Origin of the sequence: Pseudomonas sp. Ant30-3 (assembly GCF_000690905.1) — a bacterium.
GTDB lineage: Bacteria > Pseudomonadota > Gammaproteobacteria > Pseudomonadales > Pseudomonadaceae > Aquipseudomonas.
On sequence record NZ_JMCL01000004.1, the window covers coordinates 1 to 19,960 of the forward strand.

Below are 19,960 nucleotides of genomic sequence, written 5' to 3' on the forward strand. Positions count from 1 at the left end.
ATTTTCACTGGCATGTGCATTACCGGCATCGCTTGCTGCGTAAGCTTGTCGATCAAGTCAGCATTGGTTGTCACCAGCGTGATATCGAACATAAAGAGCCGGCGAAACACGGCAATGAACAGGCGGTGACATTTGGAGTTTAGAAAAAGAGATGGCGGCAGGTTATTCCCGCCGGTGCTACCAAACGGCGATTTCATAGGCGTTGCCCATGGGAGCCAACTCCGGCAGGTTCTTTTTTCAGTGCGGGATGACGGCCTGTACGGGGAGGGTGTATTTCTCCTATGGCACGAAATATCCGGCGTATCCATCACTGACGCCAAAGGATTCCAGATTCGGAGCGGAAAATATGCCAGCGGCGGAATTGGATTTTACGCAGGGGCATCTGCTCTGCTCGATTTGACTGGGGAAATCGTTACCCGGATAGATGGATACACTGTCGACTATTGCCTGATGAATCGCATCAGCTACGAGTCAAAACGGCAGGTGTAGGCCAGCTATTAGCAGTGAGTCTTCCTGTCTGCCCTGGGGTAAAGCCCTCGGAGGGACATTTGAAGAGTGGTTTATATGTGCAGAGGTTATTAGCAGTGAGGCGAGAATCCAGCAAGACGACTGGGCCTTAACCGTATTAGCAGTGAAGCGGCTCACTTCCATAAAATAGACATTGGTGGGTGTGGTAGATGCCCCCCTTGTGTCGCGAAGCGGATGAATGCGGGTCGTTACGGTGACCTACAAATTTACGGAGAAAATGTTTTATGTACGGAGTTAATGAGTTGATCGGGGCTGGCGGTAGTTTTTCTCTCGATGGATACAACCTACCTGGGGACGAGGAGTGGTCTGAGGAAATATTAGAGGTTCTGCATGCGGACATTCCTGGCAGTCATGATCTCCTAATTGCAATCGTGCTGACTCAAGAGTGTGCAAAGTTGCGTGAGCGAAGTTCTATGGCGATGGCTGTAGTGCTTAGTGAATACGAGTCAACGCTCGGGCAGGCTGATGCGTTGCGAGCAAGAACGTTTTTTACCGCAGCTATCACAGAGCTGAAGATGGTTCTTGATGAACTTAAAGATCATCCGCAATCAGAGCAGGAAAAAGTATTGTCGCGTTTGGGTGATTATTTCGGGGAGGGCGTCAAAAAGCTGGACACCTCGTTTGAAGGGATGGAGCAAGTATATTTGCTGAGCAACCCGAATACAGGGCGATATTGGATGTCGCTGAAGCGTCATGCTTAATAACGTGTCGCGAAGCGGAGGATTGGCTGGTGAGTGAGTGCGCAATTGCAGACATGGATAAGCGCGCTCGCGCACTAGGCAGAATCAAGAAATGTTTTGCGCTCGCAAAATCCAGCAACCCGCATGAGGCCGAAGCAGCAATGCGGCAAGCCCGCAAACTTATGGACAAGTTCAAGCTGGAAGTAGGCGATGTGCGTGCTACCCAGGCGGAAGAATTCTCCCTGCGGATCGGTAAAGCCAAAAGCGTTCCGCCACAATGGATTCGCATGTTGTCGATGACTGTCTCTAAGGCGTTTGGCTGTGTGAGTTTCTACAGCTATGGGCCTGACGGGCAGTCGCTGATTTTTATTGGAGAAATCGGTAGCGCTGAAATGTCGGCCTATGCGTATGAGGTGCTTATCCGGCAACTGAAAGACTCCAAGAGAAAATACCTCTCAGGGGTCAGCATTCAGGGCACAGTGCAAAGGCGCAGAGCGGGAGTGCTGTATGCAGAAGCGTGGATCATCGGCGTACATAAACGAGTAGAGGAATTTGCCGGCGTTACGGAAGAAGGGGAGCGGGCAATCCACGCTTATACCCAAAGACATTATCCTGGTGTTCCGATCACAAAGATGAAACGCCGAAAACTGGATATGGATGCGTACCGAGCGTACATTCAGGGCAAAATGGATGGTGAAAGCGTCTCTCTGCACAAACCTATGGGCCGTGACGAACACATGCTGTTGGAATGAGGTCGCGCCCAGGAATAAGTCCCGCTTGAGCGGGATTTTTTTCGTCCGAGGTTTGTCCCCTGAAAGTGGGGGTAAGCCTGTGGATAAAGTCCTGGCGTGGCGGTCTGGGAACGCTCCCCCGGCGATGCTCAAATTTCAACCAGCAGGGCGAAATTCGACATCACACTTGACGTTCGCAATCGAGACAGAGATATTCCCCTCGGCACACGGGTAGGTGCCTGCCGTCCACATTGGCAAAGCGAAAGCACTACCGACAAACCAACGGAACCCTTATGGGTGCTCCGAAGTGGACACAGAGCATCAGCCTTTGGAGGCTGCCGTATGCAAAACCCAATCACACTCCGCGATATCGAAAACCTCAAAAAGCTCGCCAAACAGGCAAAGGCCCTTCACCCAGGACTGAGCCATGCGCAGCGCCTCAACCTGATGGCGCAGCATCATCTTCAAGCACGCAGCTATCACGAAGTTCGTAAGTGGGTCGCTCGCTCGTTAGAGCAGCACTACGAGCGGAAGGACGGTGGCGTGGTCTACTGCAAGCTCTGCCGCTTTTCTTTCGTCCCCGATGTAGCCGAGGACTCGACTACTCACGAGAAGCGTCACCTCAATTTTGAGGACGCTCTTTTCTCCCTCGGAGCGTTACCAGCTGCACATGCCACCCGAGAGCAAAGGAAACGCGAGGCGCATAACCTGATCCATTCCGCACCGTCCGCCGGCGAGGAACTGGCTGGAGTCGAGCAGCTGGTCAACGCCTGGTATGACCGTTCGCTGGAATCCGCGATCGGCAATGGCGACTGGAAGAAACACCCGAGCCTTGCCGAGTATGCCGCGATGATCGTTCCAACCGTTGAGGCCTGGTTGCGGCAGAGCAGGGTGTTGTACCTGTCCAAATACGGCTGCAATCGAGGCGTGATCCCAGAGGGTCAGACAACGTGGGTTCAGCCTGAAGGCTGATAGGGTTGGGTCTTTTGGGGAAGCTGCGACAATCGGCACGTTGATTGATCCCATCTTCCCCAGGACTTCCCACATGAGCCGAGATACCTACGAAGCCAACATCGCCTTCATCGACCAGACGGTAAAGCGCCTGGAACGCAATGAAGTGAGCATCGACGAGTTGGAGACCCTTGCTCGCGAATTTGCGGATGCCCGTAAGTTCTGCGCCGACCGGCTTACCCGCATCGAGGGCGTTGTTCAAGCGACCTTGGGCGCTGAAGAGGGACAGGCCGGTGAGCGCACCTGATCCGATTGAGCAGCACCTCACTCTCAGCGCATACCTTACCCAGATCCAGAAGGCCATCCGTGCTGCGGTGCCAGACAGCTGCTGGGTTGTTGCAGAACTCAGTGACTTCAAGCGCCGCCCGAACGGCCACTGCTACATGGACATCTTGGAGTCGCGTGATGGAGCCGAGGTCGCGAAGGCACGGTGCACCATGTTTGCGAACGTCGCCGGCAAGGTACTTGGTGAGTGGCAGCAGGCAACCGGAGGCCTGCCCCAAGCAGGAATGAACGTCCTGCTGAAAGTGAGGGCAGATTTTTCCCCTCAGTTTGGCTTCTCCCTGATGGTCACCGGCATCGACCCGAGCTACACGCTGGGTGACATGCAGGCCAAGATGCAGAAGATCATTGCCTCCCTGAAGGAGCGGCAGTGGTTCGACCTACAGCGGGGACTTCCCTCTCCAGGGGGGTTCTGGCGCGTTGCGGTTGTGGCTCCGCACGAGGCTGCTGGGCTGGCCGATTTTCGGCGTGATGCAGAGCAGTTGGCTGCGGCCGAGGTGTGCGGCTTCGAGTATTTCTCAGCGACGTTCCAGGGGCGTGATGCATCAGACAGCATCCGTTCTGCATTGCGGACGGTTCATGAGCAACATCAGCAGCAGCCATTCGACGCCGTATGCATCATCCGCGGGGGTGGAGCGAAAAGCGATCTGGCCTGGCTCAACGACGCGAACCTTGCGGCTTGGGTCTGCCGGTTGCCTGTTCCGGTATTCACCGGCATTGGGCACGAGATCGACGAATGCGTGCTTGACCTCGTGGCACACCGCCGGTTCGACACACCATCGAAGGTCATCGGGTTCATCAAAACAGCGCTCATGTCTGAGGCCTCAACTGCTCGGGCTCAGGTCGAGCGGGCCAACGGCATGATCTTGCGCCTGGTGTCTGGGCAAGCCCCGCATCTGGATCGCGCTTGGAGCACCTTCAGTCGGCGGGTGACGGAAACGCTCCATGGGGAGCATCGGCAACTGTTGCAACAGCAAAGCAGCCTCGACAAAGGCCGGGACCGCCTCCTCAGCCAACAGCGCATGGCCCTCCAGCTCGCGCAGGATCGATTTTCAAGGCTTGGGGCTGGTCTGTGTGTAGCTGAGCGCCAAAGGGGGCTGTTTGCCGCCTCGAGGGTGGCTTCCCTGAGTAGGGCGCTGATCGCCAAGGAAATTTCGCGCCTGGAGCTTGCATGCACGGTCTACGACAAGACAAATCCGCTTGCACTGCTCGGGAGAGGCTTTGCCTTAGTCCGTGGCCCTGGTGGGGAGATAATCAGTAGTGCCCAGCAGGCTCGCGATGCAGGCAAGCTGGATCTGGCCTTCGCCGATGGCCATGTCATTGCGGAAGTGGCAAAAGCGCAATGAAGCAGCAGAAATATTCCATCTAAATTGCCGAAGAAGGCTGCGAGTGGCGAACCGCAGAGCACTAACCCGAAAGGTTGAGGAAAACAGACTTGAAAAACCCCACGGCGGTCCAAACGAACAAGCTGGTGCGAAGCAAGCTCAGTCCAAAAACTCCCAGTCAGGCCCAAGTCGATGCTATGGCTGAGAGCATTCTCAGTTACGGAATCATGGAGCCCCTTTTGGTTACCCGTCTTGGTGACCGCTATGAGATCACCCCTGGCGGTGGCCAGGTTCGCTGGCTGGCAGCTAAGAAACTGGCTATGGATATAGTCCCTATCCGTGTCGTGGAGCTCGATGATCATTCCAAGGCCGCAGTAGCCCTTATTTGCAACACTGTCCGAGAGAATATTGCACCAGAAGAGGTCATCAACAGCCTCGAAAGGCTGGTTTCCGAGTTCGGGGTAAATGCGGCCGATATTGTGACTGAGCGACTACCTGAGCTTCAGGAGATATCTGCTGAGCACCCGGAGTTTCAAGACCGGATCAAATCCTTACTTGATAGCTGTGAAATCGAAAACTGATCAAGGAAAGCGGATATGGCCAGCCGACGCCAGCCCTTCACCCCATGCAAGCTGTACATCGATGGCGCTGACGACCTAAGCGCTGGCGACTACATCCTCACTTCCGGTGGGTCGGCCTACCTGGTGCAGGCTACTCGGCCTAGCCCGAGCAAACCTGAGCGTCTGTATCTGAACTGCCTGCGCTGGCCGTCCGATCAGATCCCCGAGGACGCCAGGTGCTACCAGCTCAACTGGTACCGGCGTTGAGATAGTGTGACCTCCAGCTGGCCTGGCATACACTGGATAGCTGGGCCCGCCTCCGGCGATAGTGCTGGTGGCGGTCGACGATGTTCATTTCACCGAGATAAAAGCGTGAGCGACCCGGTTCTTTACATCCCACTGCTGGCTTCACAGGCCGACATCTTGGTTGATCCGAGTAGTTCTGCTCGTGTCCTACTGGGGCAGTGGGACGTGCCCCAAGTGGCTTCGGTGGCTGTCATCCAGAATTTGCCGGCCCTGGACGGTAAGCCGAAAAGCGAAACGCTCGTTGAGAAGGCCCTGGCCGAGTTGATTTCGGTCGGAACAGAACTGAGCCACACGCATCCACCAGGTACGTTTTCTAACCTGATTGCCGGCCGATTTAAGCGTGAGCTGTTTGAGAGAGGGCTGGCGCTCATGCCTCGGCTGCGGCTGCGCTTCCTGGATGAGGAGACGCTGGACGCGACGCAATTCCTGAATGGTGGCCACTGGGACTTCAACTTCTGTGCAGCGCACACCCAAAAGCTCAACCCGCTCAAGCATTCGTTCGAGACCCCATCGGGGAAAACAATTTCTCTGTCGAATCAGCAGAGCCGGACGTTTCGCGTTATTCACGCCGAACCCGATGAGAGCATCCATATCCAGGGCCTGGCTGGTACCGGCAAGACCCACATGATCGAACGCTTGGTGGACTCGCTTTCATCATGTCGACCACTCGTGCTGGCGTTCACCGCGGTGCAGCTCCAGGCCTTGATGCAGCGAATCGGAGCCGCGAACGTGAGAGGAATGACGTTCGGAGATCTCGCCAACTACGTGCTTGAACGAAGTGTCGGTTATTACAGGCCGGGCAAGCGGGCATCCGCTCGGCACCAGGTTACCCCGGAAGACATCGCTTCCCGGTTAGGCTTCGGGTCGATAAGTAGGCTCAGTTCAGCCCAAGTAGCCACGGCCTGCGCGAGGATGGTTGCCTCCTTTTGCAACAGCACTGACCTTGCCTTATCAGAGCAGCACATCCCCAAAGGGCTTACCCTCGATGCCGTAGATCGCTTGGTACTGGTAGGGTATGCGCAAAGGCTGTGGGACCAGACCATAGAACCAACCGATCAGCGCCTTCAGCTCCCGCTTCGCGGCTATCACCGAATCAAGCACATGACCCTTCTTCATGAGGCGGTCATAGGTCTGGAGTTCACCCACATCATTGTCGATGAAGCTCACGACCTGAGCTGGCCACTCTCGGTATTTCTCGACCGCTGTACCCAGCCCGTGATTACCCTGGGTGACGCATGCCAGCGCCTGGATGGGAGCTACTACCAACGGGCTAGCACACTCCGCAAGCACGAGATCACCCACTCCATTCGCGCCGGCCGGCAGATCGAGGGAGTCATAAACCCCCTCATCGACAAACACCCGATACTGAAATTGGCTTCGCTCGAGGGCAACAACGGCATCGAGACAAAGGTTGTCTACTAGGGGTCGTCTCAGAAAACGGAAAATAAAGCACGTTAAGCTCCAATTTCGCGCAGGTACTGGTACAACGTTTCGCGGCTGATGCCAAATTCACGGGCCAGCTTTGCCTTTTGCTCGCCGGCCTTGACGCGTTGCAGAAGTTCAGCGGCGCGTTCGGGCGAAAGCGCTTTCTTGCGGCCCCTGTATGCTCCGCGCTGTTTGGCGAGCGCGATGCCTTCCCTCTGTCGCTCGCGGATCAATGCTCGCTCGAACTCGGCGAACGCGCCCATGACCGACAACATCAAGTTCGCCATCGGCGAATCCTCACCGGTGAAGGTCAGGCATTCTTTGACGAACTCGATGCGCACACCGCGCCTGGTCAGCTTTTGCACAAGGCGGCGCAGGTCATCGAGGTTGCGGGCCAAGCGATCCATGCTGTGCACCACCACCGTATCTCCTTCGCGCACGAAGGCCAGCAGCGAGTCAAGTTCCGGGCGCTGGGTGTCCTTGCCCGATGCCTTGTCGGTGAATACCTTTCCGACTTCGACCTGTTCCAGTTGCCGCTCCGGGTTTTGGTCGAAGCTGCTGACCCGGACGTAGCCGATACGTTGACCTTGCAAGATGCCCCCAAACAGAAAAGTGTCAGGAATAAATCTATGACCTTGCGCAGCTTGTGTCAATAAATTAAGCGATGGAGTCTATCCGGACGTTTCTGGGTAGGCTGTCCTGACGTCCGGTTGGGGCATAGCCCAACCTGACGGCCTTTAGGTCTTGTATTTGATTTGAGTACTAATATTTCCCCCGGCCATATGGCGAGAAGCCTTGAGGGGGAGCCTGACTCAAGATTTCAAATGAACCAGCCGATACAATGAAGGCACATTGAAATATCTAATAATGAGGTGACACGATGAGTGGTTGGCTAGCCCGTTTCTCAATAAAAACCCGTCTCATCGGCTTGCTCGTGCTTCTAGCATCTATGGCTGTCGGCTTGCCAATGGCTGGTCTTAATGGAATGCGCACCAGCAATGCAGTGATTGATCGGCTGTACAACAACATGTTGCTACCGATCGACAAGCTTGGCGACATCAATAACCACATGCACAACGCGCGTGCTCAGCTTTTGCTTGCCCTTCAGCATGAGCCCGGAAGTGCCTTCGAGAAGGCGCATGATCATCCATCGAGTATGCATTTCGATAGAGTGGATAAAAGCGTAAGCATCATCCGTGAGCGCCTTTCTGACTACCAGCGTATACCAATGAGCAAAGAACAGCAGCGCCTTAGCACTGAGCTGCAGAACAAATTGTCTGATTACTTGGATAATGGTGTTCTGCCGACGCTCAATGCGATGCGCCAAGGCGACTATGCGGGAGGGAACCAAATCCTGCTAACCCGCCTTGATCCTGCTTTTATGACTACCTATGCCAGCTTGCGCACTCTTATTGAGTCGGAGGCGTCGGCAGCTGAATTAAGCTTTCAAAACGCGGATAAGCAATTCGAGCGTCTTGTGGCGATGATAGGACTGGCGCTGGTAGTGGCTCTGTCTCTGGTCACAGTCACGGCTCTGGCCACTGTGCCAAGTATCACCAAAGGCGTTCGGGAGCTTCAAGTCGGCGGTCAGCAGCTCGCTGATGGCAATTTGGGCTATCGAGTTACCTATCAGGGGCGTGATGAGCTGGGCGAAATATCTAGCGCATTCAATGAAATGGCTTCGCGTTTTCACCACACCTTTCAAGAGTTGGCAGGTGCCGTGGAGCAACTGGCAGCTGCAGCTGAGCAGACGGCCCAGGCAAGTAGTCAAACCAGTGACGGTATCCGCCGCCAGCAGCTGGAGACAGACCTGATAGCTACTGCGATGAACGAAATGTCCGCTACTGTTCAGGACGTAGCGGGGAACGCTGCCAGTGCGGCACGGGCGGCACAGGAGGCCGATCAGCAGTCTGAAAGCGGCATGCGCGTGGTTCATCAAACAATCGCTTCTATTGACAGCCTCGCCAGTGAAGTTGAACACGCTGCCACTGTGATTCATGAGCTTGAGGCAGACAGTGCTGGTATTAGCTCTGTAGTGGATGTCATTCGAAGCATTACCGAACAAACCAACCTGCTTGCCCTTAACGCGGCTATTGAAGCTGCACATGCTGGTGAGCACGGACGAGGCTTTGCTGTTGTCGCGGATGAGGTGCGCTCGCTTGCTTCGCGCACGCAACAGTCAGCCAACGAAATTCAGGCCATGATTGAAAAGCTGCAGAGCGGCGCAAATCGTGCTGTTGCTGTCATGGAAAGCAGTTGCAGCAAAGCACAAGCTGGTAAGCAGCAGGTTGCCAGTGCAGGCCATATGCTGGAGCAAATCAGTAATTCTGTGGCGACCATTAATGACATGAATGCCATGATTGCTTCTGCAGCTGAGGAGCAAAGCTCTGTCGCGGAGGAGATCAGCCGTAACGTTACCAACGTAAGCCAGATTGCCGAAAAAACTAGCGAAGCCTCACGTCAGAATGTTGCCACCAGTACGCAATTGGCTTCTCTGGCAAGCCAACTTCAGCGTCTGATGCACATGTTCCGTCTTTAGGGAAACTCTGAAAAGCCCCAGCTTCGCGGAATTGATGCGCTGTAACCCGCTCGGCTGCTGGGCTCTTTTTCCCGAGAAAGGACTTCCTCAGGCCATCCTGAGGAGGGTGTTTTTAACTTTGTGTAAACGGTCATTTGGCAGGAGACTGCCAGCCTCAAGGAGTACCCATGACCGTAGTAAAACGCACCAAGCGAGCGAAGCCCGACCCTGAACTCGTTAAGCTCGCCGACAGCCTGCTGGTCAATTACAAGAAACCGGAAGATTTGATTGGCGAAAACGGCCTGCTCAAGCCAGCTCACCAAGATGCTGGTCGAGCGTGCGCTGGAAGCCGAGATGACCGAGCACCTGGGCATGGCAAGAGTGGATCGATCTTCAACGCCGGCGGTAATGCCCGTAACGGTCACAGCGACAAAACCCTCAAGGGCGATTTCGGCGAACTGCCGCTGGCCATCCCTCGTGACCGCCAGGCGCTGTTCGAGCCGCAGCTGGTGGCCAAGCAGCAAACCCGCTGGACGGGCTTCGACGACAAGATCATCTCGCTGTACGCCCGCGGCCTGAGCGTACGAGAGATCCAGGGGCACCTGGAGGAGATGTACGGCACCGAGGTCTCCCCAACCCTCATCTCGACCGTCACGGACGCGGTAAGCGACGAGGTGAAGCTCTGGCAGGGCCGTCCACTCGATCCGCTGTACCCGATCCTTTATCTGGACTGCATCCACGTCAAAGTGCGCGATGCCGGCGCGGTGCGGACCAAGGCGGTGTACCTGGCTATCGGGGTCAATATGGACGGGCACAAGGAAGTGCTGGGGCTGTGGATCGCCCAAACCGAGGGTGCCAAGTTCTGGTTGCAGGTAGTCACCGAGCTGAAGAACCGTGGCGTGCAGGACATTTTTATCGCCTGCGTGGACGGCCTCAAGGGCTTCCCCGAGGCGATCGAAACGGTCTATCCGAAAGCCTGCGTGCAGTTGTGTATCGTGCACATGGTGCGCAACAGCCTGAACTTCGTGTCCTGGAAAGCGCGCAAGGAAGTGGCCGCCGATCTGAAGCTGGTCTACACCTCGGCGACGGTCGAACTGGCCGAGCAACGGCTGACGGAGTTTGAAGAAAAGTGGGGTGGTCAGTACCAGTCAATCGGCCTGTCCTGGCGGCGTAACTGGGCACGGGTTATCCCGTTCTTCGACCATCCGGCCGAGATCCGCAAGGTGATCTACACCACCAACGCCATCGAATCGATCAACATGAGTTTGCGCAAGGTGATCAAGACCCGGGCCTCGTTCCCAACTGACGAGGCCGTGAGCAAGCTGTTTTATCTGGCGCTGAACAACATCAGCAAGAAGTGGACGATGCCGATACGGGACTGGAAAGCGGCTCTGAATCGCTTCAGTATCCAGTTCGAAGATCGATTGATGCAGGATTAATAGAAATCCCGTTTACACATAATCCGGGACACCCTCATCCTTAGCGTACGTTATTTTCCGGATTCTGCGGGCTCCCCGGTAAGGACTGCCCCCTGGAAGTGTTCGGCATGAGCACACCTGCCTACCTGGAACGGAAGGCCGTCAAAACGGCTTGGTACAATCGGGAGTACGGCGGGGCAGGGTGGTGGTCGTGGAATGCCGCGGCTGACCCGAAAGGAAAAAATATCCCTCCTTTCCCTGCCAAGTCCTGATCACAACGCATCGCTGAACAGGGATGTACTTGGGTTTCCGAGGCCTCGTGAGATGCTGAGGCCATCGCCAAATTGAACGAGGAAATCAGCCATGAGCAACGTTGAGAAGAAGGAACGCATACCATCCTGCATCGGGCAGAAGCCGCTAGAGGGGAGCTACTATGCCTCCGAGTGCACTCTCTGCGGGTGGGTCGGTAGTTCGGAAGCACTTACCGACGATTGCCAATGTACTCAGGAGGTGGGCGACCGCTACTGCCTGGGCGATACCGATGAAATTGGCACCGATCGCTTGCTCGAAATCGTCCAGGCCATGGCCCGGCGCCATGTTGAGTCGCAACAGGCTCACCAACGGCTCATTGAGCACACCAACGAAACCGAGAAGTACCTGGACGACGCGGCCGAGCTGCTGGGCGAAATCGTCCAGAGCGGCCAAGCCTACCGCGAGTGCACCGACAAGGGCAGTGCGACGGGCCTGCGGGTTGCTGCCGTGCTCGGCTACGTCGCTCAGTTTCAGCCTGAGGCGCATCAGCCGTGACAGCTGAGGGAAAGGGCATGTCCTGGGCAGATCGAGCAGCACCGATTGTTGGGGAGGTAATTCGCCGCATAGGGCGAAGCGACAAGCAGGCCCTCCGAAAGGCGCTGGCCGAGGCATACCCTTGGGGAGCACGAAAAAATACCCCCTACAAGGCGTGGCTCGCCGAGGTGCGCCGGCAGCTAGGCCACCCGCTGAACACGCCGAAAACAGATCCAGCGAACCAACAAGCAGACATGTTTGGCCAACGCAGCCAGTAGACCGACCCACCTAAGGCGCTCCTCGAGCATCATCCTGGATGGGTTGAAAGTGACCGCCACATCCCCACCGGCAGGCGACCGCCAGCCGGGCCACCCAAACGGTAAGCTTGCATCCTCCGGCGTTTCCCGCATACTAACCGGGAAACGCCGGATAGGAGAACCATCATGCTTGCTGAAGTCCTACGCGACCACGGGTATTCAGCTTACCGTGCGCGCTTACAAATACTGCTGGAGATCCCAGAGTCTGCCAGCGACTTCGAGATTCACACCAGAATCAGCCATGGCTTTTCCGCAGCGCGGTTAATGAGGCTCACTGAAGAGGGTGTGGTTACCCCGCTGGAGCGAGACCAGATTATCCCGCTGCGCACCCTGAAAAACCGGATCGAGCGCGATCAGCCCCTCACTGTCGAGGAAAGCGACCGGCTCTTCCGATCGGCGCACATCACCGCGATGGCCGAGGCTATCTTTGGGGACGCCGACAAGGCCAAGCGATGGCTCTCCAAGCCCAAGGAACGATTCTCTGGGTTGACGCCCATGCAACTGCTCACAACTCAGCAAGGCACAAGCCAGGTTGAAGAGATGCTGCTGCAAATCGCCGAAGGCTTCGCTCTGTGATTCTGTGGCGGATCAGCTCATATGCTGACTTGAGCGGGACAGGCGGCTTGCGCGTGAGCGGCCGTTGGCACCAGGCCGGCAGACCGGTCGTCTACACCGCGACCAGCCCGCCGGGAGCAATGCTCGAGGTGCTTGTTCATCTGGAAATTGATCCAGAGGATTTTCCCGCGACGATGCAGCTTCTCCGTATCGAAGTGCCTGACTCTGTATCACAAGCCCAGATGCCCACTTTGCCGGCTGGTTGGTCGGCAGAGACCGAGCTCACCAGAGGCATTGGTAACCAGTTCCTTGATGAGTGCAACGCACTGCTACTGCCAGTGCCCAGCGCTATCATACCGAGCACGGTGAACTACCTGTTCAACCCTCGGCACCCAGAAGCACAGAGCGCGACTATTCAGGTTGAGCTTTTCACCCCTGATTCGAGGTTGTTCTAGCAAGCGCCCCTGAACAGCAAAAAGCCCAGCAGAAGTGCTGGGCTTTTTGCTGTCTTGCCGCGATGAGCAAGTCACCGTCTTGACGATGCAGCCCTTGATTTCGAGGCCCGCGGCCTGCCTCGTCCGGGGTATGCAGGCTTCTTCCCTTCCAGGAAGAGCTGGCCCAGGACACACCCACAGTCCGCTGCCGCAAAACCAAAACTCATCTGCCCGCAAAACTCGCAGGTCGCAGTCAGTTGCTTGCGGGGGCTCAAGCGGCGGGGGATTACTGCATTTGACTATGGATTGGCCGGGAAAGGACCATTGCTGAACGTCTGCGCTCATCTTCCTCACGAGCAGATTCACGGTCAGGGTAGATATCCAAATGGACAAGCCGCGCAATGATTGCTCCTTCGGTTCTCTCCAGTTCAGCAGCAATTGAGTCGGCTGACATCAAGTACGTTTGCCAAAGACGCAACATCTCAGCCTCCTCGTCCACGCTCCATTTTTTTCCAGCAGCCACCGGCGGGGATGGGCTATCGCTGTCGTTAGCGTCGAGGTGCGAGGCGCATAATCGATCCCACCGAGCAAGGCGCTGAAGTATCAAATCCGCACTATCTACCTGTAGTAGGACCAGCTCACCGAGGTATGGAGACCCATCGGTAACAAGAGCTTCCAGGGACTTCCGTAACGCTTTCGCCGAACTGAGTGCGGTTTTAAGAAGAGCTTTATCGTGTTCGCTAGACATGTCAGTAAGTCTCTAGTTGTGTTTGATTTCTCGTAGAGAGATATGCCCGGCCTGGGCTCGCTCCTAAGCCATTTTACCGTTCGTGATTGCGTCGAAGCTTCGTATTCGGGCGGAAAATACGCCTGAAATCGCGCCGGTTTCCTTACTCGCTGTTGCATGCTTGGAATTCCCTACTTATCGGGTAACCCGATTCCCAACAAGCCAAAGGAGAGAGGTATGCGAGTCATGAACGAGGCCACAAGGTACGAGGCGCAACTGTTTTACAGCATCATGGGGGACCTGCTTTCCACGATGGAACGGGACGATACTGAGATGCGCTCGATGTTGATTGAGAAGCGTAGAGAGTTTCAGGTCTTGGCTCAAATGTGCCGGGACACAGGTTATTTCCAGCGGAGCAAGATCCAGTTCAACGAACTCAAGCAGCACCTGGAGGAATCAACACCTCCCGAAGATCGGCTGGCGAAATCGTGTTTTTGGCTTATGGATCTGATTGTCAATTGGCCTGCCTCTCTGCACATGCAGGGAGCAGTTCGCTTGTACGTGGTACTGGTTGCGCTTTACCTCAAGTGAGGGATGGGTAGTGCGTGTCACGTTGGTGCCCTTGGGTTATTCCAGAACTATGGCACGCTGAAATCATGAACCATACGAAGACCCTCCAAGTTCGCGTTCGAGACAAGCACGCCCCGCTGCTGCGGCAGATGGCGCGGTCGGTCAACCTCGTCTGGAACTACCTGAACGAACTCAGCCATCGCTCAATCTGTGAGCGTGGGGTGTTTCTATCCGCCTTTGATCTGCATCCGTATACCAAGGGCGCAGGTAAGGAACTTGGCCTGCACAGCCAGACGCTGCAATACGTCGCGGCTGAGTACGTCACCCGGCGAAAACAATCTCGTAAGGCGCGGCTGAACTGGCGCAAGTCTGGCGGTGTGCGGCGGTCGCTGGGGTGGGTGCCGTTCAACACGGGGGCTGCCAGTTGGAAGAACGGCCAGGTCTACCACAACGGTCACTATTTCAAGGTCTGGGACAGCTACGGGCTGGCCCAGTACCGCCTCCGCTCCGGCAGCTTCAGCGAAGACGCTCGTGGCCGCTGGTATTTCAATGTCGTCGTCGAGCTGGAAACCCAGCTATCGACGGGGCAAGGGGCCGTTGGCATCGATCTGGGCCTGAAGGATGTGGCCACCTGTAGCGACGGGCAGCGGCTGGAGAATGGCCGTTTCTACCACGACCTTGAGCCCAAGCTGGTGAGCGCCCAGCGTGCCGGCAAGAAGGCTCGCGTGCGGGCGATCCACGCCAAGATCGCCAATCGGCGCAAGGATGCCTTGCACAAATTCAGCCGCTCGCTGGTCGAGCGCTGCAACACGATCATCGTGGGCGATGTCAGCCCGCAGAAACTCGTCAGAACCAAGATGGCCAAGTCGGTGCTCGATGCCGGCTGGGGTCAACTGAAAACGATGCTGGCCTACAAATGCGCGCACGCAGGCATCGTCTTCAAGGTTGTGAACGAGGCGTACACCACCCAAACCTGTAGCTGTTGCGGTGCATTGCCCGACAGCAGGCCGAGAGGTATCGCAGGGCTTGGAATAAGGGAATGGATCTGTGAGTGCGGTGTCACTCACGACCGCGACGAGAACGCGGCCAGGAACATTCTCGCGCTCGGACATGAGCGTCCTGTAGAGGGAATCCCCGGCGCTTAGGCCGGGGAGGATGTCAATTCGAGATCGCGATACAACGACTTCGAGCTGCGCTTTCAGTCGGTAAAAGCGTCTGAAATAACAACCCGCCAAGGAATACGGCAGGTACGATCTCCAACAAATCCAAGGAGAAATTTTCCGCCATGACTCATTCAGTGGTCAACATCGACCACCTCAAACAGCAGGTACTCCCTGAGTTGTTTGCTTTCCCGGCTCGCCTCGGCGAGTACGGGGGCGTAGCGGATAGCTCTGCCAAAATCGATCAACTATCAGATCTCATGGAGAGCGGGTCGGCGGCAGCGCTTGCGGCCAAAATCGCAGAAATCCTCTCGAAAATGGCCGACGCCTCGCCGGAGCAGATTACCCGGAAGCCGACCTGGTTCGAGAAGGTTCTGGGCGGAGCCGTGGAAAAGCAGGTTCGCTATCAAGTCGCCCGGTCAACACTGGAACAGCTACTGGCCGAAGCTGAAGGACACGCCCAAGGTGTACGCGATACGGTCAGTGCCATCAGCAGAATGATCGTTGCCCACGCCGAAGAGGCGGAAGCACTGAAAGTGTTCATCCAGGCCGGGCGCGAATTCCTCGAAGAGAACCCTCTCATCGGGACGGTAGCGGAGGGGGAGATCGAGTTTGATCGGCCGCGAGAGCGGCTGGCGCGAAAGCTCGCCAACTTGGCAACACTTCTGGCCTCACACGAACTGAGCGTTAGCCAGATGAAGCTGAGCCGCGCCCAAGCCCTCGACATGCTCGATCGCTTCCGAGAGACAGTCACCGTACTGGTTCCAGTATGGCGGCAACACACCCTTACCCTGATCACCACCAAACACATGAGCCCGGCGATGGTCGAGGCTGCCAGCAAGGCGCATCAGGCGCTGATGGCCAGCCTGTCTGAAAGCCTGAATGGCGTGAAGCACTGAGGAGCAAAACATGCAGCAGGAAATTACCGTGACAGATCTCGCCACTACCAACACCGAGCTTACCCCAGCTGGGCTTCAGGCTCTCGGTCTCCAGGAACAGGACATCCCCCAGATCAAGGCTGTAGCGGCACTGATCCAGGCAGAAAACCCGCTCTCGGTTTCTCAGTTCGGCAGGGAAGTGGCAGAACACACGTCCTCCTACGCCGACAGCTTGCTCGACCAGGTTCGTAACAGCGACCTGGACGATGCCGGCGCAAAGCTGAGCGAGGTGGTTGCCGTCGCGCAGTCGCTCAATGTCAGCGCGCTTTCCAATCGCCGTTCGCGCATCCCTGTCATCGGCCCGCTGATTGACAAAGTAACCCTGCGCGGCAAGTCCGTCATGGGTCAGTTCGACACCACGCGAGAGCAAATTGAAAAGCTCGTTGCTGAAGTCGACCAAACACAAGCGGGCATTTCTGCTCGGAATACCGGCCTCGAGTCCATGTTCGTTGCGGTACGCGAGGAGCATCGCCTGCTTGGCATCCACATTGCCGCCGGTAAGCAGCGCCTTGCGGAGCTACAGATGCAGGTTTCTCAGCTTCGGGCGAACATCGGGAACGACCCGGCCCGCTTGCAGCAAGTTGCGGATCTGGATGCACTGATCTCCAACCTCGACAAGCGTATTGGCGACCTCACGGCGCTCCAGCAGTCCGCGATGCAGAGCCTCCCGACGATTCGGATGATTCAAGCGAATAACCAGATGCTGGTGGACAAGTTCCACACCATCCGGGAAATCACTGTGCCGGCTTGGAAGCGCCAATTCATGCTGGCTTTGACGCTGAACGAGCAGCGGAACGCCGTCCAGCTGGCCACCAAAATCGACGACACCACCAACGATCTCCTCAAACGCAACGCCGAGCTGCTGCACCGCAACTCCGTAGAGACGGCCAAAGCTAACCAGCGGTTGGTAATCGACGTGGACACCTTGCAGAAGGTCCAGGCCACGCTGATCCAGACCGTCGAAGACGTAATCAAAATCCAGCGTGAGGGCGTAGCTCAACGCAAGGCCGCAGAGAAAGAGATCCAGGGCATGCGTCTCGATCTCCAGAAGCGCCTGGGCAGGACTGATGAAGTGAAGGAGCTTCACTGATGACCGAACCAGTCCAACTTTTCCGGTTGCGGGTCGACGGCCTCGTTTCGAAGGAAAACATTCCCTTAGCGCAGCTATCGAGTCTCTTGAATGACTATGGCGTCGTGGAGGACAGTACCTTGAATAGGCTGATGGCTGGCCAGACCGAGCGCGTTCTCGGTCAAGAGCTGGAACTGTCCAGGCAGACTCCAGAGGTTGACCCGCAGTTGTACACGCTGCTTGTTGATGGAAAAGTCGCCGCGAAGGACGTTCCTGATGCAGAGCTCGACAAGCTCCTCGCTAATTACGGTGCTCGTAGAAAGGAAATATCTCGTGGTCTCGTTGCAGGCAAGACACAGCGTGTGCTCGGTCAGGATCTGAAGCTATTACGGCAGCCGGTTGGGCAAACGGTACATGTCACCGCCAAGCACGAACAAGCCTCAAACGAAGCGAAAGCAGAGCCGACAGCGCAGAAGACACATCGAGCCCAACCCGAACCAGCTTTGCCGGCAAAAGCGCCGACGCCTTTTGACGCGCCCCTCCAGGAACTGATCTCGCGGGCGAAGAAGCTACGCAAAGGCACGCTCATCTACGGTGGTACCGCCCTGGGTTTGGCGGTATTCGGGGGCGTATTTTACGCGCTGGGTATCGCCGCAGAGCCAACAACGGCTATTGACCAGATCCTGGTTCCTGATGCGATCGCCAAGGCCTTCCAAGCATCGGGCCACGAGGGCGGCGGTATTGGCGGGTTGATGGGGGTCGAATCAGCCGTCGACTCGATCCTCAATAGCACAGCTCTCAAAATGATCAGCGCGGTTGCAATGATTGCGGGTGTAGGCCTTGCGGTTATTACCGGACGCTTGTTCAACATCGTTCCCGCCGTCATGGTCGGCATGATGCCGCACATCATGGGAGCGTTTCTGGGGATACTAGATCCGGGCACGGCAAGCACGGCAAGCAAGCCCAGCGAGTTTTATTCCGCGGTTGAGTCTAAGAACCTACCGACGCTTCAGCGTCTGCTCAGCTCCAGAGAGGATCTGGACGAGGTGGCCAGGGCGTATGTGCTAGCCCAAGCATCTGTTGCCGGCGGCAGCTCCTCGAAGTGGGTTGTTCTGACAGCGAAAAATCTGCGAGAGGGAAAAATTAAGGGCGACTTTTCCGTGCCGGCCGGCATTGCCTACGCCATCGAGGCAACTGCGCTTGGCCCAGAAAGCCCGTCTCTTTCTGATCGAGCCGAACAGCATCGCCAGAGTGCCTTGGCCGAGGCAAGCGACTGGAAGCGCAACAGCTTCTGGGCACTTCTCCTGGCAGGGTTGTTTGGTGTCATTGCCACGGGCCATGAATCGATCGCGCAAATTATCTTTCGCAGGGTTCGTCGCATTGGCGAGCTTCTTACCCCGCTGCGGTAGCTACTGCGAGCAGCGCTCAAACCCAAGCCTTGCTTGGGTTTTTTTTCCCCTGAATAGCCTGGAATCACCCTTGTTTTAAGGAAAAGACCGTGAAATCGATCCTCATGATGTTTTTGGCCATGCAGATGGCCACGTCTCACTTCGCTCTTGCCTCCGCACCTACGACCTTCGAGCAGGCCAAGGTTGAGCTACGCCAGAAGGTCTACTACGACCGCAACACCAGCGAAGCCGGCGATCTTTACTGTGGGTGCGACTGGAAGTGGGTAGGGCGATCCGGAGGCCGTGTGGACTTCGCCTCGTGCGGGTACGAAGTCCGCGCTCAGGAGAATCGCGCGCAGCGCATCGAATGGGGGCGAATAGAGAAAACGGAAATTTTCGTACTACAAGGGCTTCCCCATTGAGCGCAAGCGCAATAGCGATTGTGTTCTGTATTGCTGCACTGCTGCGCGTGCCGGATCGACGTAAGAAGGTGAAGGACTGCGGTACTACAAACGGTCATATTGAGCTGATGGCTCGGACCCTGATGAAAGACGCACGTGAGGACCTCGTTCGCTAACCGGGACTGAATTCCCCATACGATTTTCAGGTATACCCCACGTAGGTCCAACCCGCTTCACATCAACGACGGCAGTGCACATTGATCCTCTTTTTATCTGCTCATGGTTCTACCCTGACGCCTTAAAAGTTGAGCAATAGGAAGCCAGGGCCTACGCACCAGTTGGTTCTACCTGCTCAAGCTTGAACGTGTCGCCGTAATGCAGGACGGCCCAGGCCATCCTTGCATTCTTGGCGGCAATCGCGACGGCCGCACGCCAGTAACCGCGACGTTCAATCAGATTGCGGATCCAGCGACTGAATGTATCTTGTTTATCGCCCAGGTTGGCCATTACAGATCGAGCCCCGAGCACCAGTAGACTCCGTAAATAGGCATCCCCGGCTTTGGTGATACTCCCCAAACGCTGCTTTCCACCGCTACTGTACTGACCTGGCGTCAGTCCGAGCCATGCAGCCACTTGGCGACCATTTCTGAAGTCGTGCCCATCCCCAATACTGGCAACCAAGGCACTCGCCGTGGTCGAGCCAACCCCGCGCAATTGCAGCAATCTACGGCTACGATCATCTTCACGAGCAATCTGGCTGATTGCTCTATCAAGCTCTACCAAGCGGTCCTCGATATGGCTGGTGTGCTCTAACAGTTCACTCATGCACCG

General features: G+C 56.5%; 21 protein-coding genes and 3 pseudogenes. 20 read left to right on the top strand and 4 right to left on the bottom strand.

Annotation, left to right across the window (positions count from 1 at the left end):
* Positions 1-197, bottom strand: a 197-nt coding sequence (locus DU29_RS1000000132770; protein WP_161781266.1) for a hypothetical protein, incomplete at its 3' end; no start/stop codon positions are given.
* A 555-nt stretch (positions 198-752) separates the two neighbouring features.
* On the opposite strand from DU29_RS1000000132770, the gene DU29_RS0100705 reads away from it, so the two are divergent.
* The 8 genes from DU29_RS0100705 (at position 753) to DU29_RS01000000129325 (ending at position 6,845) form a co-directional block, all read left to right on the top strand.
* On the top strand, positions 753-1,229 hold the full coding sequence (locus tag DU29_RS0100705; protein ID WP_028619965.1) for a hypothetical protein: 477 nt from the start codon (positions 753-755) through the stop codon (positions 1,227-1,229).
* A 29-nt stretch (positions 1,230-1,258) separates the two neighbouring features.
* Complete coding sequence (locus tag DU29_RS0100710; RefSeq protein WP_013100929.1) at positions 1,259-1,960, top strand: DUF2786 domain-containing protein; 702 nt, start codon at positions 1,259-1,261, stop codon at positions 1,958-1,960.
* A gap of 321 nt (positions 1,961-2,281) precedes the next feature.
* Positions 2,282-2,911 carry a hypothetical protein gene (locus DU29_RS0100715; RefSeq protein WP_013100930.1) on the top strand — a complete coding sequence of 210 codons (630 nt, stop codon included), beginning with the start codon at positions 2,282-2,284 and terminating at the stop codon, positions 2,909-2,911.
* Positions 2,912-2,984: 73 nt separating this feature from the next.
* The gene (locus DU29_RS0100720; protein WP_013100931.1) at positions 2,985-3,197 is read left to right on the top strand and encodes an exodeoxyribonuclease VII small subunit; all 213 of its coding nucleotides are present in this window, start codon (positions 2,985-2,987) and stop codon (positions 3,195-3,197) included.
* Complete coding sequence (gene xseA, locus DU29_RS01000000129320; RefSeq protein ID WP_013100932.1) at positions 3,184-4,578, top strand: exodeoxyribonuclease VII large subunit; 1,395 nt, start codon at positions 3,184-3,186, stop codon at positions 4,576-4,578. The genes DU29_RS0100720 and xseA overlap by 14 nt, the downstream gene beginning before the upstream one ends.
* 89 nt (positions 4,579-4,667) lie before the next feature.
* Complete coding sequence (locus DU29_RS0100740; protein WP_080963864.1) at positions 4,668-5,138, top strand: ParB/RepB/Spo0J family partition protein; 471 nt, start codon at positions 4,668-4,670, stop codon at positions 5,136-5,138.
* Positions 5,139-5,153: 15 nt separating this feature from the next.
* Positions 5,154-5,384 (top strand): hypothetical protein, encoded by a 231-nt coding sequence (locus DU29_RS0100745; protein WP_028619968.1) that lies wholly within the window; start codon positions 5,154-5,156, stop codon positions 5,382-5,384.
* A gap of 105 nt (positions 5,385-5,489) precedes the next feature.
* Positions 5,490-6,845 (top strand): AAA family ATPase, encoded by a 1,356-nt coding sequence (locus DU29_RS01000000129325; RefSeq protein ID WP_013100933.1) that lies wholly within the window; start codon positions 5,490-5,492, stop codon positions 6,843-6,845.
* A 32-nt stretch (positions 6,846-6,877) separates the two neighbouring features.
* On the opposite strand, the gene DU29_RS0100755 is transcribed toward DU29_RS01000000129325, so the two are convergent.
* Positions 6,878-7,441: a recombinase family protein gene (locus tag DU29_RS0100755; protein WP_003799980.1), complete on the bottom strand. Its 564-nt coding sequence runs from the start codon at positions 7,439-7,441 to the stop codon at positions 6,878-6,880.
* Between the two features lie 287 nt (positions 7,442-7,728).
* Here DU29_RS0100755 and DU29_RS1000000133635 point away from each other — a divergent pair.
* The 6 genes and pseudogenes from DU29_RS1000000133635 to DU29_RS0100785 form a co-directional block, all read left to right on the top strand.
* Positions 7,729-8,526: pseudogene (locus DU29_RS1000000133635) on the top strand (Tar ligand binding domain-containing protein); the annotation flags it as partial.
* A gap of 147 nt (positions 8,527-8,673) precedes the next feature.
* Positions 8,674-9,387 carry a methyl-accepting chemotaxis protein gene (locus DU29_RS1000000133640; protein WP_424798415.1) on the top strand — a complete coding sequence of 238 codons (714 nt, stop codon included), beginning with the start codon at positions 8,674-8,676 and terminating at the stop codon, positions 9,385-9,387.
* A gap of 167 nt (positions 9,388-9,554) precedes the next feature.
* Positions 9,555-10,805, top strand: a pseudogene (locus DU29_RS0100765) (IS256 family transposase).
* A 342-nt stretch (positions 10,806-11,147) separates the two neighbouring features.
* Positions 11,148-11,591, top strand: a complete 444-nt coding sequence (locus DU29_RS0100770; protein WP_011078031.1) for a hypothetical protein — start codon at positions 11,148-11,150, stop codon at positions 11,589-11,591.
* Between the two features lie 422 nt (positions 11,592-12,013).
* The gene (locus tag DU29_RS0100780) at positions 12,014-12,463 is read left to right on the top strand and encodes an antitoxin Xre/MbcA/ParS toxin-binding domain-containing protein (protein ID WP_011078033.1); all 450 of its coding nucleotides are present in this window, start codon (positions 12,014-12,016) and stop codon (positions 12,461-12,463) included.
* On the top strand, positions 12,460-12,897 hold the full coding sequence (locus tag DU29_RS0100785; protein WP_011078034.1) for an RES family NAD+ phosphorylase: 438 nt from the start codon (positions 12,460-12,462) through the stop codon (positions 12,895-12,897). Before DU29_RS0100780 ends, DU29_RS0100785 begins: the two co-directional genes overlap by 4 nt.
* A gap of 265 nt (positions 12,898-13,162) precedes the next feature.
* Here the strand turns inward: DU29_RS0100785 and DU29_RS0100790 are convergent, their stop codons facing one another.
* Positions 13,163-13,624, bottom strand: coding sequence for a hypothetical protein (locus tag DU29_RS0100790; RefSeq protein WP_028619970.1), 462 nt, complete (start codon positions 13,622-13,624; stop codon positions 13,163-13,165).
* 216 nt (positions 13,625-13,840) lie between these two features.
* Between DU29_RS0100790 and DU29_RS0100795 the strand changes: the two genes are divergently transcribed.
* From DU29_RS0100795 to DU29_RS0100820, 6 genes are all read left to right on the top strand, one after another.
* Positions 13,841-14,194: a hypothetical protein gene (locus DU29_RS0100795; protein WP_028619971.1), complete on the top strand. Its 354-nt coding sequence runs from the start codon at positions 13,841-13,843 to the stop codon at positions 14,192-14,194.
* A gap of 65 nt (positions 14,195-14,259) precedes the next feature.
* Positions 14,260-15,318, top strand: a complete 1,059-nt coding sequence (locus tag DU29_RS0100800; RefSeq protein ID WP_028619972.1) for an RNA-guided endonuclease InsQ/TnpB family protein — start codon at positions 14,260-14,262, stop codon at positions 15,316-15,318.
* A gap of 152 nt (positions 15,319-15,470) precedes the next feature.
* Positions 15,471-16,232 carry a tellurite resistant protein gene (locus DU29_RS0100805; protein WP_011077908.1) on the top strand — a complete coding sequence of 254 codons (762 nt, stop codon included), beginning with the start codon at positions 15,471-15,473 and terminating at the stop codon, positions 16,230-16,232.
* A 10-nt stretch (positions 16,233-16,242) separates the two neighbouring features.
* Complete coding sequence (locus DU29_RS0100810) at positions 16,243-17,361, top strand: toxic anion resistance protein (protein ID WP_011600754.1); 1,119 nt, start codon at positions 16,243-16,245, stop codon at positions 17,359-17,361.
* Positions 17,361-18,749, top strand: a complete 1,389-nt coding sequence (locus tag DU29_RS0100815) for a hypothetical protein (RefSeq protein ID WP_011600755.1) — start codon at positions 17,361-17,363, stop codon at positions 18,747-18,749. Before DU29_RS0100810 ends, DU29_RS0100815 begins: the two co-directional genes overlap by 1 nt.
* A gap of 89 nt (positions 18,750-18,838) precedes the next feature.
* Positions 18,839-19,150 (top strand): endonuclease, encoded by a 312-nt coding sequence (locus DU29_RS0100820; protein WP_028619973.1) that lies wholly within the window; start codon positions 18,839-18,841, stop codon positions 19,148-19,150.
* A gap of 306 nt (positions 19,151-19,456) precedes the next feature.
* On the opposite strand, the pseudogene DU29_RS1000000130845 reads toward DU29_RS0100820, so the two are convergent.
* Positions 19,457-19,960, bottom strand: a pseudogene (locus DU29_RS1000000130845) (IS110-like element IS1492 family transposase); the annotation flags it as partial.